The sequence below is a fragment of the Butyrivibrio sp. AD3002 genome, from assembly GCF_000420905.1.
In the GTDB taxonomy this organism is placed as follows: domain Bacteria; phylum Bacillota; class Clostridia; order Lachnospirales; family Lachnospiraceae; genus Butyrivibrio.
Map to the genome: position 1 here is coordinate 82,392 of NZ_ATVV01000008.1, position 15,347 is coordinate 97,738.

Consider the following 15,347-nt stretch of genomic DNA (forward strand, 5'->3'; position numbering starts at 1 on the left):
CATGAAGCGCGGGTGGCAGTTAAAAAGGCGAAAAATCGAAAAATGTGCTATCTCTTTCTTGCACCCTATGCGATTTTATTCACCATGTTTTATATTTTTCCGGTTGTGGCATCCATATATTTTAGTTTTACATATTACAACATATTGGAAGCTCCGCGATTCATCGGTCTGCAGAATTACATCAGCCTGATTCTGCAGGACGACATCTTCCTAATCGGTGTGAAGAACACGCTGTTGATTGCAGTAATTACCGGACCGCTTGGCTACATAATGTCCTTCCTTTTTGCCTGGCTGATTAACGAATTGCCAAGATGGGTACGAAGTATAGCAGTCATGCTGTTTTACGCACCGTCGATCGCGGGAAACTGTTATGTTATCTTCTCTGTATTCTTCAGAGGTGATGCATACGGTTATGTAAATGCATTCTTGATGAATGTCGGAATTATTGACAAGCCGATCTTATGGCTCATCAATCCGCAGTACATGTTACCGGTTTGTATGGGAGTTATCCTTTGGATGAGTCTTGGCTCAGGATTCCTTTCCTTCGTGGCAGGTCTCCAGGGCGTAGATAAATCTCAGTTTGAAGCCGGCTACATGGATGGTGTAAAAAACCGTTGGCAGGAGCTTTGGTACATCACACTTCCCAACATGAAGCCCATGCTTATGTTCGGTGCCGTTATGTCAATAACACAGGCATTCAACGTATGTGAAGTCACAATGGCTCTTTGCGGATATCCCAGTACCGATTATGCAGCAAGAACAATCGTTACTCACCTGTTTGACTACGGTTTTTCAAGATTTGAAATGGGATATGCATGTGCTATAGCAACAATTCTGTTTTTGATGATGATCTTATGTAACAAAGCAATTCAAAGTCTCTTGAGGAGAGTGGGAACCTGACATGAGTAAATTAAGCAGCAAGAAAAAAATTGAAAAAGAAGAGAAAGAACAGGTTTACCGTAAAAAGCTGATAAAGAGAAGGAAACCTAACCGTTCAATCGTAGGAGACTTTTTCCTTTACTTATTCCTGGTACTGGTTGCCATGGTAATGGTTTTCCCGATCGTTTATGCGGTAAGTAGTGCGCTGAAGCCTCTTGATGAACTGTTTAAGTTCCCACCTACGATTTTCCCTCAGCATCCGACACTTGATAACTTCTCGGATTTGTTTGTAACAATGGGAAAATCCTGGGTAACCTTTTCAAGATACCTGTTTAATACAGTATTTATCACATTTGTTGGAACATTCGGACACCTGATCATTTCATCTATGGCGGCATTCGTACTTGCTAAGTATGAATTCCCCGGAAACCAGACATTCTTCAAACTGGTTACAGTAGCCATGATGTTCACAGGTTATGTAACAGCAATTCCGAACTACATTATTTTGAACAAACTTGGATGGATTGATACCTATTGGGCAATCATAATACCTGCGTTTGCAGCACCTATGGGACTCTTCCTTATGAAACAGTTTATGGAAGGTCTTCCGACTTCACTTATTGAAGCGGCAAAAATTGATGGCGCAAATGAGTGGAAGGTATTTTCAGGAATAGTAATGCCGAACGTTAAACCGGCGTGGATGACACTTATCATCTTCTCGGTGCAGAGACTCTGGAACGACAGAGCGGCAACCTTTATCTATTCTGAAGAAAAGAAAACTCTGGTATTTGCCCTTCAGCAGATTCAGAGCGGTGGTATCGCAAGAACAGGTCAGGGTGCAGCCGTACTGGTTGTAGTAATGATCGTACCGATTATCATCTTTGTATTCTCTCAGAGCCAGATCCTCGAGACAATGGCTAGTTCAGGTCTTAAGGACTGATGAAGAACATTACCATACCATATTTGGAAAGGTGTTAGTTATGCAGACTATGAAAAAAATCGTAAAGGGAGCAGCTGCTGTTCTGGCAGGACTTGTGGTAATAACCGCCACTCCTTTAACGACATACGCAAGTGAATACGGATATACCTATAACTACGATTATTGGGGAGATGTTCAGGAAAGCCCTGATTTCTACACAGTTTGTAAGGTATTTACCGCATCAGACCTGGGACTTGATAAAAACTTAAGCAGCCCGGACGGAATTTTTGCTTACGGTAACATGATATACCTCTGTGACAGCGGTAATAACCGTATCCTTGAACTTAAGAGAGATTCCGCTGAAAAGCTTGAACTGGTAAGAATCATAGATTCATTCGAGGGAGACTGTGAGGTAAAGACATTCTCCAATCCCACGGATGTGGCTATTTCGGAGAGCGGAGAATTCTATATCGCCGATCAGGGCAACGCCAGAGTATTAAAGCTTGATAAAGACTTAAATTACGTGATGGAATTCACAAAGCCCGATGACAATACTCTTGATCCGAGCCTTGTATTCCAGCCCAAGAAACTGGCAATTGATTCAGCGGGCCGTGTGTATTGCATAGCAACCGGAATCAACAAAGGTCTTATCAAATATGAAAATGACGGAACTTTTTCAGGATTTGTCGGAGCTACACCGGTTAAATTCGATTGGACCGATTACATTTGGAAGAAATTTGCTTCTCAGGAACAGAGAGCGAAGATGGTATCCTTTGTTCCTACAGAGTATGAAAATATCTTCATGGATTATGAAGGCTTTATATATGCAACAACTGCCATAAATGAAGATAAGGCAAGCAAAACTGACAATGCAGTCAGAAAGCTCAACCTCGTTGGAAGTGACATTCTTGTACATAACGGAGAATGGGGAATCCTCGGAGATCTTTACTGGGGTTCCGGTGGTGGATATGAAGGACCATCAGTATTTACTGACGTAACTGTCATGGAGAATGATATATACGTTTGTCTCGACAGAAACAGAGGCAGATGTTTCGGATATGATGATCAGGGAAATATCGTGTTCTGCTACGGTGGAAACGGTAATATGAACGGATATTTCAGAAAGCCTACTGCAATTGACTGCATAGGTCACGACCTTTATGTAGTGGATGCGCTGGACAACTCAATCACGGTTTTCGTACCTACAGAGTTTGGACAGACAGTTTACAACGCAGTAGAGCAGTTCGACCAGGGTAAGTACACCGAGTCAGGTGAGTCCTGGGAGAAAGTAATGAAGCAGAACGGTAACTACGATCTTGCATATATTGGAATAGGAAGATCACTACTTCGTCAGAAGCGCTATAAGGAAGCTATGAAATACTTCGAGCTCAAGTATGACGATGATAATTATTCCAAAGCTTATAAGCAGTACCGTAAGGAATGGGTAGAAGATCATATTGTCTGGATTGTAATTGTTATTCTGGCATTATTCCTTATTCCTCTTGGAACCGGAAGAATCAAGAAAATCAGACATGAGATTGACACTGCAGATATTTTCATGAATTTACAGGACGGAGAAAAATAATGGCAGCTATCACAAAAGAGAAATATGATCGATATATTGACTCGCTGAAGTTTGCTCTATACTGCATCACTCATCCGCTTGACGGATTCTGGGATCTTACGCACGAAAAGAGAGGAACTTACGCAGCAGCTAACACAATACTGATCGCAACGGTACTTATAAGAATACTGAAGCTGAGATATACAAGTTTCATATTTATGACTGTTTACTGGGAAGATCTGAATATCTTCTTATACATAGCAAGTATCCTCTTCCCCTTGAGTTTGTGGGTAGTAGGAAACTGGGGACTTACCACTTTGTTTGATGGTAAAGGCCGTCTGGGACAGGTGTACATGGCTACATGCTATGCACTTACACCTTATCCGCTTGTACAGTTCCCGCTGATGATCTTCAGTAATTTTGTAACTGTTGATGAAGCTGAGTTTTATGCCATGGTCAGTGCCATATCCCTGGTTTGGGCAGCACTTCTGGTTATAGCAGCAATGGGACAGATTCATGAGTATTCAGCAGGAAAGAACCTGCTTTTTACAGTAGCAACACTATTTTCAATGCTGGTAATGATCTTCATACTGATGATCTTCTTCAGTATGATATCTCAGGGAGTATCCTATTTCATATCTCTGGGTAAGGAATTTTTGTTCCGACTATAGGAATTACGGATGGGAGCAGACATGAAGGATAAAAAGAACGGAAAAATACGACAGATAGTAAAGAGCCTTGCGGCTCCGGTCATAATATGTGCGCTGATACTTGTTGCCGTAATTTTCATAATAAATCATAAAAATACCAGTGATACGGGTGAAGCGATTGCACCATATTCATATGAAGGCGGTGAAGATGCGGAGCCGGTTATCGTAGAGAATGATAAGCTTAAGCTTGAGATGGATCCCCTTACCACACAGTTCACCGTTACAGTTAAGGAAACCGGTAAGGTATGGCGCTCAAATCCCGAGAATGCAGCAAATGACAGCGTTGCACTTCCTGAGGAAAAGGCAAATCTTCAGTCACCGCTTATCATGTCATATGCGGTTGTTACCGGACTTGAGACAACATATAACACCTATGCTTACAGTACATCGAACCAGATATATAACATAACTCAGGAGGGTGATTCCATAAGAGTTGATTATTCACTCGGTGATGTAATTAAGGAATATGTTATTCCTCCGGTAATCACCAAGGATAGCCTTGATGCATGGCTCGATAAGATGGATAAAGGTGATGTCAACTTTATCCAGCAGTATTACAAGAAGTATGACATCAACAAGCTTAGCAAAAAGGATAATAAGGACGAGCTTTTAGCTAATTATCCTGCTCTTGCCGATAATGTAATTTATGTTCTTCGTGACAAGACTAAGGAGAACGTTAGAAAGAAGATGGAGGCTGCTTTCGAAGCTGCAGGATATACCTATGATGATTTCCTTGCAGATAAGGCTCAGGATCTTTCAGTAAAGAGTTCTGATAAGCCGGTCTTCAATGTAAGCGTTGTTTACAAGCTTGACGGAAATGACCTTGTTGTTGAGGTTCCTATGAAGGACCTTGCATATAAAGAAGATTCACCGATTTATACTCTCACACCTCTTCCGTATTTCGGAGCAGGCGGAACAGACGAAGAAGGTTACATGTTCGTGCCTGAGGGCGGCGGAGCAACCATTAACTTCAACAATGGTAAGACATCACAGAGCAGCTATTATACAAATGTATACGGTTGGGATATGTGTCTTAGCAGAGATGCGGTTGTTCATAACACCAGAGCATATTATGGAGTATTTGGTGTAGCTGAAGGGGATGATTCCTTTATTTGCATACTTGAAGAAGGAAGCCCTTACGCATCAATTCAGGCCGACATCAGTGGAAAAAATAACAGCTATAATTATGTAAACGCAGTATACAGCATATGTCAGAGAGAACAGTATGATGTAGGTGATATCGCGAACAGTGATGTTTATGAATATGTTCCTTCACTTCCGGATGAGAATCTGACAAGAAGATATACATTTATCAATTCCGGCAGTTACGTGGATATGGCCAAGGAGTATGGCACATATCTCGATAACAAATATGGCGATTCTCTCTCAGTTAACAATGATGAGAACACACCTGTAGCAATCGAAATTGTCGGAGCGATCGATAAGGTAAGACAGATTCTCGGTGTGCCGGTTAAGAGACCGCTTAAACTCACAAGTTATAAAGAAGCAGCTGATATGATAAAGGATCTCAGCGCAAGCGGAGTCAAGAACATGTCAGTTAAGCTTACCGGATGGTGCAACGGTGGTGTTGACCAGAAACTTCTTAAAAAGGCTAAGCCGATCGGCAGTCTTGGAAGCAAGAAGGATCTTAAGAACCTTGCAAAGGTCGGAGAGGAGACAGATTCCACTATTTACCTTAACGGAATCACACAGTATGCTAACTCATCCAACCTGCTTGACGGATTTTTCTCATACAGAGATGCAGCTAAGCTCATCAGTAAAGAGCAGGCTAAGCTTTATGATTATAGCCATATAACCTATGCACAGAGAGAAAATTCAGACCATCTGTATTATCTGCTTCATACAAACCTTGCTATGAATATTGCAGATAAATTTGCAAAGGCAGTTAAGACCTATGATGCAGGCGTAAGCTTCCAGGATATGGGTAAGGATCTTTCTTCGGACTTCTACAGAAAGAACACCCACAGCAGACAGAGTGTTAAATCCCTTCAGGAAGAGGAATTCAAGAAGATTCAGTCCGAGGGAACACCCATAATGATCAACATGGGTAACGATTATGCTGTTCCTTATGCAAGCATGGTTACAGGCATGGATCTCAGAGGAAGTGAGTACACAATCCTTGATCAGTGCGTACCTTTCTATCAGCTTGCTGTACATGGAAAAGTTAATTATACCGGCGATTCAATAAATGTCGGCGGTAATCAGGAAAATGAAGTTCTTTACAGTGCTGAGTACGGCGCAGGCTTATACTTCACATTTATGAAGGAAACTTCATTCGCCACACAGAAGACACTGTACACCGATTATTATGGTGCTACATACGATTCCTGGAAGGACAAGATGGTCGAGATCTATACAAGATATAATGAAGAACTCGGACACACCTTCAATCAGGAAATGGTTGATCACGAGAATATCACTGAGGATTTATCCCGTACAGAATATGCAGACGGAACAAATGTCTATGTAAACTACGGATACAGTGATGTACAGACACCGGACGGAAAGACAGTTCCTGCCAGAGATTATCTGGTTGTCAGATGAGAGGAAATGGTTTTATGGAAAAGCAGAAGCAAAAAAAGAAAATTGTAGGACTGCAGAAGAGAAAAGCGAAAGCCGGTTATGCATTTATTGCACCTTTCGTAATCGGATTTCTGGTATTCATGATAAATCCTTTAAGGCAGTCTCTTCAGATGAGTTTTTGCAATGTTGAGCTGGGAGCAGGTGATTTCAAAACAACCTGGCTTGGTCTTGCCAATTATATCTATGCCTTCAGAGTAGACCCCGAGTTTACAAGACTCCTGGTTGAAGAGCTATCAAGAATGATAGTTTACTCACTGGCTATCATAGTATTCAGCTTCTTCGTAGCACTGATACTTAACCAGAAGTTCAAGGGACGTGCTCTTGTACGAGCTATATTCTTCCTTCCGGTTATCCTTTCATCAGGTGTAATCGTTGGACTTGAGTCAAACAACCAGCTTATGGCATCACTTGCACAGACAATTGAACAGTCAACTCAGGGCGTAAGCGTAACAGCTGCTATGGAAAGTATACTTCGTACTGCCGGCGTCGGCGTAAGAGCTTATGAGAAGGTATTTGAGGTTATCAACAACATCTATGACGTTGCTATTGCTTCAGGTATTCAGATCATTATCTTTCTTTCAGGTCTTCAGAGCATTTCATCAAGTATGTATGAGGCTGCTGATATCGAAGGATGTACAAAGTGGGAAAGTCTTTGGAAGATTACCTTCCCGATGATCAGTTCACTTTTCCTTGTAAACTGGCTCTATACAGTAGTTGATTTCTGTATGCGTTCCGATAACGGAGTCATCGAAAAGATCCAGAAGGTAATGGTTGACCAGTTGCAGTATGGTAATGCATCTGCAATGTCCTGGATATACTTCATTGTAGTACTTGCGTTTGTTGGAATTACATCTCTTGTTATCTCGAAGGGAGTTTATTACTATGACTGATATGGCATTAGCACAGAAAATGAGAGCCGGTGCGGAAAAACAGAAAAATGTGGATCATTCCCAAAAAACTTTTTGGGAAAGAAACAAACTTTCCGGCGGATATCTCTTAAAAAAGCGTATAATGGATGTTGGTGTTAGTATTGTAAGATTCATTCTTCTTTTCGGAATGTGCTTCATGATACTTCAGCCCATCCTGAATAAAATATCAGTCAGCTTCATGACTGAACAGGATTTGTACAATCCTATCGTTATTGCGATTCCTGAGCACTTTACAACAGCGAACTACAGACTTGCTGCCGAACTCATGAATTACAGTCAGGCTCTTGTGAATTCACTTATTGTAGCACTGACAATCGCACTTTTGCAGATCACGGTCTGCACACTTGTAGGATACGGATTTGCAAGATTCGACTTCCCGCTTAAGAAGATATGGTTTGCCTGTGTTATCCTGGTAATCCTTATCCCGCCGCAGACAATAGCAAGTTCACTGCATCTGCATTTCAGATTCTTTGATATACTCGGACTTATTAAGCTTACAACGGGAAGTACATTGAACCTTAGGGGTTCAGCTATTCCTTACTATCTGATGAGCGCAGGCTGTATGGGGTTAAAAAACGGTCTGTACATATTCATCATCAGACAGTTCTTCAGAGGACTTCCTATCGATCTTGAAGAAGCAGCATACGTTGACGGATGCGGAATGCTTAAGACCTTTGTAAGAATCATGCTTCCGCAGGCTAAGCCGCCTATTACATCATGCTTCCTGTTTGCCTTCGTTTGGCAGTGGACAGACGGATTTTATTCCAGACTGTTCCTTGGAAACACAAAGCTTGTAAGTACAAGCCTTTCACGTATCATTGATAGCCTGGGTGCTTATATCCAGCGTATCAACGGTGTTAAGACTACAATTTCAGTAGCTTATTCAAACTGTATCCTTGCGACAGGTACATTGATGATCATTATGCCGCTCATCATTCTCTATCTCTTCGCACAGCGTGCATTTGTTGAGAGTATTGCAAGTACAGGTATCAAGATGTAAAAAATCTCTTCGCACCGCGTTGGTGGGAGAGTGTATAAAATATTTTTTCTTATCAGGGAATGCCCATTTGCCCTGGTTGCACCCGGGAATGCGCCGGGGCAGATGGCTTCTATATAACTTTAAAATGAGATTTTCAAATCTCAAAACAAAAGGAGGACAAAAATGAAAAGGGCATTAACCAAAAAAGTAACAGCTGCTATTACACTTGCAGCAATGACAATGAGTGCTGTTGGTTGTGGCGCTACATCTAATGGGGGAGATGCAACAACAGCAACTTCCACAGAGGCTACAGAGGACACAGCAGCTACAGCTGAGGAGAGCACAGAAGCAGCTGAGGAGACAGCAGATGCTGAATCTGAGGATGCTGGCGATGCTGAGGAAGCTGACGCTGCAGAGAGCAGTGATCTCTTTGAAGTAAAGACAGATGCAGATGGTAACCCTATCGATCTCGGCGGTATGGAAATCATCATTCGTGACTGGTGGTCAGGCGACCCGGCTGAACCCGCTAACGATTATGAGGAAGCTCAGCAGGAGTACAGAGATTGGATTCAGGAGACATACAACTTCACAATTAAGCAGCAGGCTATATCTGACTGGGGTTCAACACCTGCAGATTTCGTTGACTATGCTACAACAGGCGGCGACGAGAACTATCTCTGGATCCTTCGTGATGATCCGGCTATCACATCTGCTATGTCAAGCGGACTTATGTATGACCTTTCTACACTTGACTGCCTTGATTTCAGCAAGGATAAGTTCCAGAAGAACCGTCTCCATGAGCAGTATGGCAAAGACGGCAAGATCTACGCTATGTATGCTGGCATGTCTGAGCCCAGAACAGGTGTATACTTCAACAAGAGACTTCTTACAGATGCAGGTATCGATCCTGAGACAATCTATGATATGCAGGCTGACGGAACATGGACATGGGATGCTTTCGAGGATCTTCTTTCCAAGGTTCAGCGCGATACAGATAACGACGGTGTTATCGATATTTACGGTATGACACTTAACGAAGGTGTCATGACAACTGAGGCTATCTTCTCTAACGGTGGCGACATTGTTGGTAAGGATTCCAGCGGTAAGTACACATATGATCTTGAGAGCCCTGAGACTCTTGAAGCTCTTGAGTGGACAGTAAAGATGTTTGATAACTATGATGCTGAGAAGGCTAATCCTGAAGGCGCTGAGTGGGATTACTACAAAGAGCAGTTCATCAATGGCCAGGCAGCATTCCTTGTAGAGGATGAGTATGCTGGAACACCCGGCAACTTCCTTGAGGATATGACAGACGAGCTCGGCTTCGTAATGTTCCCTAAGGGACCTAAGGGCAAGGATTACATCAACGTTTGGACAAATAACCCGGTAGCTATTCCTGCTTGCTATGATGCAGATAAGGCTTGGAAGCTTGCATTTGCTTGGGATCTTTGGACAAATCAGCCTGAAGGCTATGAAGACTTCAACGGATTCCTTTCTACAGCACGTAACGGTATCTTCGATACAAGAGCTGTTGATGAGACAATCACAATGATGTCAGATCCTCAGTACGGAACAATTGCTTACCACGGCATGATTCCTAACATGAGCATTGGTTCAGACTTCATCTGGAACATCACACCCGGTTGTGTAGTTTCTGAGCAGGTTGAGGCTATTGCTGATACATGGAAAGCATACATCGACGATGCAAATAAATAATTTCTGCTTAACTCGATAAGTGGAGAATCAGAGGGGCGGCTGAACTTTTAGCCGCCCCATATTTTTTCAGAGGTATTAGTTATGAACAAGGTAAAATTTCATCTTCCGGGACTTAGATACAATTATCCGCTAAATATGTTCTGGATCAGTCTTTTGGAACAGCACCCCGAGTATTTCAGGGAAGGTGTTGAAATAGCATCATTTTTCGGAGCATTTCCGCTTGCACTTTGGAATGGCGGAAGATTCCTGGGAAATGATCAGTGCGATGCGGGATTCGTGAAAAATGTGGTAAAGAGCATCAATGCAAAGGGCATACCTATCAGGTACACCTTTACAAATCCGCTTCTGACCGAAGACGACCTGGATGATCCTTTCTGTAACTTCTGTATGGAAGTCGGCGATAACGGAATGAATGAGGTCCTTGTTTTTTCGGAAATATTGGAAACGTATCTGAGGGAAAAATACCCCTCCTATCATTTCAACAGCACAACCTGTAAGGAGATTCGTGATGTTGAAGCTTTGAATGAGGAAATGAACAAGGATTATAAGTATGTGGTCCTTGATTACAATTTAAATAACAAGTGGGATTTATTAGAGAAAGTAGAGCACAAGGAAAAGTTGGAAGTGCTCATAAACGCTTGCTGCGTGCCTGATTGTAAGCGCAGAGGCGATCACTACAAAAATATTGCAATAAATCAGAGAACAACCCTTGAGAACAGAAAGCTTCCCAAGGATAAACAAAAGCCCATAAAGCCCTGGACCTGTGAATACGGCGATAAGAATTGTATATACACTATTCAGGAGTATTCAACCTTTGTTTCTCCGGAGATGATCTGGGAGAAATATGTGCCTATGGGTATAAATAACTTCAAAATTGAGGGAAGAACAGGAAATCTCTTCTCCTTAATAGAAACCTACAGTTTTTACATGTTAAAGCCAGAGAAGGTCGGAGAGGCAAGACTACTGCTTCTCAGAAATCTCGAGAGCTCAGGGATAATAAGTGTTAACAAACCCAGGCCGGGCAGATGGCCTTGATAGAAAAGAGGACAGCATGAGTAACGAAGAAAGAAAGGGGCCGGTAGCCCCTAAGGATCCAACAAAGAAAAGACCATATTTTTACATAATGCAGGACAAGGGAATATTTGCGGCACCTCAGCCGGATGGGAGAGGAATTCAGTTTATCTATGAAGACAGCGGCAGACTTCCCGATTCTGCGAAGTTGACAGGTAATGTAACGGATGAAAAGCTCCTCGATATGTTAAGGACAGCAGAGGGCTTTAAGAAGCTTGTACACAGCATAGGGGTATCCGTTACGGAAGATTCAAAGACTGAGAAGGTTAATTTCGTATTTCAGATGTATGGCGCAAACCAGTGCGATCCTGCAACAATGGTAAGCAAAGAGTTTGTGGCTGACGGCTCAGAGCAGATTATAGATCTTACCGAGATAACATGGTATGACACAGATACCGTACCGGGACAGATCCGCTTTGAATTTGAAAAACCGGGCATACAGGCTATGGCAGATGTGTGCTTTTATCTGCACGATGGATTCGAAGCGCCTGAGCAGCTTTCAGACAGCGCAGTAGATTTTGAATCTGATGCATATAAGAAAATGATTGCCAAGTCCGTAATGAGTAAGGGCAATCTCCTGCGTCTTCGCAGCGTGATCGATAAAGCGAAGAGAGGAGAGGATGTGACACTCTCATTTATCGGTGGCTCAATAACTCAGGGTGCTGGCGCGATTCCGATTCATGAAAAATGCTACGCAAGAATATATGCTGATGCTTTTGAGAAAGAATTCGCAAACGGCGGTGCAGTAAATCTAATAAAAGCAGGCGTCGGCGGAACGCCCTCCGAGCTTGGAATGATTCGTTTCGAGAGAGATGTTCTCCGTGACGGTAAGGAAAAACCCGATTTAATAGTAATAGAATTTGCCGTTAACGATGAGGGAGATGAGACCCAGGGCGTATGCTATGAGAGTCTTGTAAGAAAGTGCCTTGCATTACCATGGAAACCGGCCGTTATTTTATTATTCGCAGTATTTTCCTACGATTGGAACCTTCAGGACAGACTTTCACCTGTCGGAACAAATTATGACCTTCCGATGGTGAGCGTTCTTGATGCGGTAACTCCTCAGTTTGGCTTAAAGCCCGGCGAGGGAAGAGTTATTTCCAAGAAGCAGTTTTTCTATGATATCTATCATCCGAGTAACCTCGGACATCAGGTTATGTGCGATTGCCTGATGGAGATGACAAGAGAATCCGTAAGCAGTACAGAGTCTGAGGAAGATTCAGCTCTTCTTGAAAGAAAGCCTGCGATTGGAGCTGATTTTGAAAAAGTATTCCTTATTGATCGTGAAAATCCCGGAAGCGCAGAAGTACAGGTAGGCGCTTTTTCGGGAACAGATAAGATGCTTCAGATGGTTGAAATGGACAGTGAAGTGGTTCCCGTGCCGGAATTCCCTTATAACTGGTATTACGATGGAGAAAGTGACAATCCGGAGCCATTTTGCATGAAGATAAACTGTAAAAAGCTTCTTATCGTATCAAAGGATTCCGGAGAGAATATATTCGGAACCGCCGAAGTGTACGTGGACGGCAAAAAGGCTATTGATGCCGATCCTCATATTAACGGATGGACACACTGTAATCCTTTGATAATCCTTAATGAAGAGGAGAATAAGACACACGAAGTAGAAGTTCGCATGGCAAAGGGCGATGAGAGAAAGAAGTTTACAATTCTTGGATTTGGGGTTGTGGAGTGATAAAAAACAAGTGTTATTGGGAAAGGTGATGAGATGAACAGAGAAGAGGCAAGAAAAAAAGCTAAAAAGCTTGTAGCTAAGATGACTGTTGAGGAAAAGGCCTCGCAGCTCAAATTTGATGCCCCTGCTATAGACAGGCTGGGGATACCTGCATATAACTGGTGGAATGAGGCGCTCCACGGAGTAGCCCGTGCGGGTACCGCAACAATGTTCCCTCAGGCAATCGGCCTTGCAGCTGCATTTGACGAAGAACTCATGCAGTGTATAGGTGAGATTATCGCTATTGAGGGCCGTGCGAAATATAATGAGCAGTCCAAGAGAGAGGACCGAGACATTTACAAGGGACTAACTTTCTGGGCGCCCAACGTAAATATCTTCCGTGATCCCAGATGGGGCAGAGGTCATGAGACCTACGGAGAAGATCCTTATCTTACAAGCAGACTGGCTGTGCCCTTTGTAAAGGGTATCCAGGGCGACGGAGAATATATGAAGGCTGCTGCATGTGCCAAGCACTTTGCAGTGCATTCGGGACCTGAGGGAGAGCGTCATCATTTCAATGCCATCGCCTCCAAGAAGGACCTGGAGGAGACCTATCTTCCGGCTTTTGAGGCATGTGTAAAGGAAGCCGGTGTTGAGGCTGTTATGGGCGCATACAACAGAACAAACGATGAGCCCTGCTGTGCCAATGAGGAGCTGATGAACGGCTATCTCAGGAAAAAATGGGGCTTTGAAGGTCATTATGTATCCGATTGCTGGGCAGTCAGAGATTTCCATGAAAATCACAAGGTGACAGGTGCTCCCGAGGAGTCAGTAAAGCTTGCCCTTGAGACAGGCTGCGATCTTAACTGCGGATGTACCTATCAGAAAGTAATGAATGCATATCGCGCAGGGATGCTGGATGAAAGCGTTATAACAGCATCCTGTGAAAGACTTTTCACTGCAAGATATCTTCTCGGAATGTTTGATGAGACCGAGTATGACAAGATTCCTTACACGGTGGTTGAGTGTAAAGAGCATCTTTCGGTTGCAAAGAGAGCTGCAGCTGAGAGTATGGTTCTTCTCAAGAACGACGGAATTCTGCCGCTTAAAAAGGACGGAATCGGAACCATCGGCGTTATCGGACCCAATGCAAATTCAAGATCTGCTCTTGTCGGAAATTACCATGGTACTTCTTCAAGATATATCACTGTTCTTGAGGGTATTCAGGACATGGTCGGAGAAAATACACGTGTTATGTATTCAGAGGGCTGCGATCTCTGGAAGGAGAATGTAAGCGGACTTGCGGATCCCAATAAGCCCGACAGACTTTCCGAGGCTAAGACTGTAGCAGATTATTCCGACGTAGTAGTTGTAGTTGTCGGCCTTGACGAGACTCTTGAGGGTGAAGAAGGTGATACAGGTAACCAGTTCGCTTCAGGTGACAAGATAGATTTGAATCTTCCTCTTTCACAGAGACAGCTTCTTAAGGCTGTTCTTGATTGCAACAAGCCTACAATTGTCGTTAACATGTCAGGAAGTGCGATTGATCTCTCTGTAGCCGAGGAGCGTGCAGGAGCAGTGCTTCAGACCTGGTATCCCGGCGCCAGAGGCGGCGTAGAAGTAGCACAGGTACTGTTTGGTGAGATTTCTCCTTCAGGAAAGCTTCCCGTGACCTTCTACAATTCATCTGCAGATCTTCCGGATTTCAGGGATTATTCCATGAAAAACCGCACCTACAGATACTTTGAGGGCGAGGTTCTCTATCCCTTCGGTTATGGACTTACCTACGGTGACTGCAGCGTGAAAGATATGGATGTTACCTTATGTGATAAGGCTGTTACAACAAGTTCTGAAGATACTAAATACACATTTAATAAAGCTGATAATTCTGAATGTTACGGGGCTGATTTAAAAATAACAGTTGCTAACAATGGAAGCGTTGAAACAGAGGATGTTGTACAGGTTTACATTCAGGATACAGGTTTTGATAAAGCGATCCCGAATCCCTGTCTCTGCGGCTTTAAGAGAGTTCGTCTCGGCGCAGGCGAGGAGAAGGAGATTACTGTTCATATAAGCGCAAGAGCATTTACCTCCGTTGATGATGAAGGAAATAGAAAGATTTTCTCAGACAGCTTCAAGGTATTTGCCGGTGTATCTCAGCCTGATGCACGTTCTGCTGAGCTTACGGGCCATAAATGCGTTTCAAAGGACATTCGCTTTTGATAAATAATAAAAATCACCTGATGTCAGAATAATGTCATTTTTAACATGAAAATGGTACCCTTTTCCTAGACATTGGCGTAT

At 43.1% G+C, this 15,347-nt stretch carries 11 protein-coding genes; all 11 read left to right on the top strand.

From position 1 onward, the window contains the following. Positions 1-12 precede the first annotated feature (12 nt). A complete protein-coding gene (locus G596_RS0107535) occupies positions 13-900 on the top strand; it encodes a carbohydrate ABC transporter permease (RefSeq protein WP_242829174.1) in 888 nt (295 codons plus the stop codon). Position 901: 1 nt separating this feature from the next. After that, positions 902-1,819, top strand: coding sequence for a carbohydrate ABC transporter permease (locus G596_RS0107540; protein ID WP_022761229.1), 918 nt, complete (start codon positions 902-904; stop codon positions 1,817-1,819). 40 nt (positions 1,820-1,859) lie between these two features. Next, the gene (locus G596_RS0107545) at positions 1,860-3,383 is read left to right on the top strand and encodes a hypothetical protein (RefSeq protein ID WP_022761230.1); all 1,524 of its coding nucleotides are present in this window, start codon (positions 1,860-1,862) and stop codon (positions 3,381-3,383) included. Beyond that, positions 3,383-4,033 (top strand): YIP1 family protein, encoded by a 651-nt coding sequence (locus G596_RS0107550; protein WP_022761231.1) that lies wholly within the window; start codon positions 3,383-3,385, stop codon positions 4,031-4,033. The genes G596_RS0107545 and G596_RS0107550 overlap by 1 nt, the downstream gene beginning before the upstream one ends. A gap of 21 nt (positions 4,034-4,054) precedes the next feature. Then, positions 4,055-6,637, top strand: a complete 2,583-nt coding sequence (locus tag G596_RS0107555; protein WP_155829198.1) for a DUF5696 domain-containing protein — start codon at positions 4,055-4,057, stop codon at positions 6,635-6,637. Next, on the top strand, positions 6,634-7,566 hold the full coding sequence (locus G596_RS0107560) for a carbohydrate ABC transporter permease (protein ID WP_022761233.1): 933 nt from the start codon (positions 6,634-6,636) through the stop codon (positions 7,564-7,566). The genes G596_RS0107555 and G596_RS0107560 overlap by 4 nt, the downstream gene beginning before the upstream one ends. Beyond that, entirely contained in the window at positions 7,559-8,605 is a 1,047-nt protein-coding gene (locus G596_RS0107565; protein ID WP_022761234.1) for a carbohydrate ABC transporter permease, read from the top strand. The genes G596_RS0107560 and G596_RS0107565 overlap by 8 nt, the downstream gene beginning before the upstream one ends. A 162-nt stretch (positions 8,606-8,767) precedes the next feature. Then, positions 8,768-10,300, top strand: coding sequence for an ABC transporter substrate-binding protein (locus G596_RS0107570; protein ID WP_022761235.1), 1,533 nt, complete (start codon positions 8,768-8,770; stop codon positions 10,298-10,300). 81 nt (positions 10,301-10,381) lie between these two features. Continuing rightward, positions 10,382-11,335, top strand: coding sequence for a hypothetical protein (locus G596_RS0107575; RefSeq protein ID WP_022761236.1), 954 nt, complete (start codon positions 10,382-10,384; stop codon positions 11,333-11,335). A gap of 16 nt (positions 11,336-11,351) precedes the next feature. Next, on the top strand, positions 11,352-13,064 hold the full coding sequence (locus G596_RS0107580; protein ID WP_022761237.1) for an SGNH/GDSL hydrolase family protein: 1,713 nt from the start codon (positions 11,352-11,354) through the stop codon (positions 13,062-13,064). A gap of 33 nt (positions 13,065-13,097) precedes the next feature. After that, positions 13,098-15,266, top strand: coding sequence for a glycoside hydrolase family 3 C-terminal domain-containing protein (locus tag G596_RS0107585; RefSeq protein ID WP_022761238.1), 2,169 nt, complete (start codon positions 13,098-13,100; stop codon positions 15,264-15,266). The last annotated feature ends 81 nt before the right edge of the window (positions 15,267-15,347 follow it).

What these genes read in the sequence shown, in the direction of transcription:
- G596_RS0107540 (WP_022761229.1), top strand. Translation starts at nt 902, where the DNA reads ATGAGTAAATTAAGCAGCAAGAAAAAAATTGAAAAAGAAGAGAAAGAA.
- G596_RS0107545 (WP_022761230.1), top strand. Translation starts at nt 1,860, where the DNA reads ATGCAGACTATGAAAAAAATCGTAAAGGGAGCAGCTGCTGTTCTGGCA.
- G596_RS0107550 (WP_022761231.1), top strand. Translation starts at nt 3,383, where the DNA reads ATGGCAGCTATCACAAAAGAGAAATATGATCGATATATTGACTCGCTG.
- G596_RS0107555 (WP_155829198.1), top strand. Translation starts at nt 4,055, where the DNA reads ATGAAGGATAAAAAGAACGGAAAAATACGACAGATAGTAAAGAGCCTT.
- G596_RS0107560 (WP_022761233.1), top strand. Translation starts at nt 6,634, where the DNA reads ATGAGAGGAAATGGTTTTATGGAAAAGCAGAAGCAAAAAAAGAAAATT.
- G596_RS0107565 (WP_022761234.1), top strand. Translation starts at nt 7,559, where the DNA reads ATGACTGATATGGCATTAGCACAGAAAATGAGAGCCGGTGCGGAAAAA.
- G596_RS0107570 (WP_022761235.1), top strand. Translation starts at nt 8,768, where the DNA reads ATGAAAAGGGCATTAACCAAAAAAGTAACAGCTGCTATTACACTTGCA.
- G596_RS0107575 (WP_022761236.1), top strand. Translation starts at nt 10,382, where the DNA reads ATGAACAAGGTAAAATTTCATCTTCCGGGACTTAGATACAATTATCCG.
- G596_RS0107580 (WP_022761237.1), top strand. Translation starts at nt 11,352, where the DNA reads ATGAGTAACGAAGAAAGAAAGGGGCCGGTAGCCCCTAAGGATCCAACA.
- G596_RS0107585 (WP_022761238.1), top strand. Translation starts at nt 13,098, where the DNA reads ATGAACAGAGAAGAGGCAAGAAAAAAAGCTAAAAAGCTTGTAGCTAAG.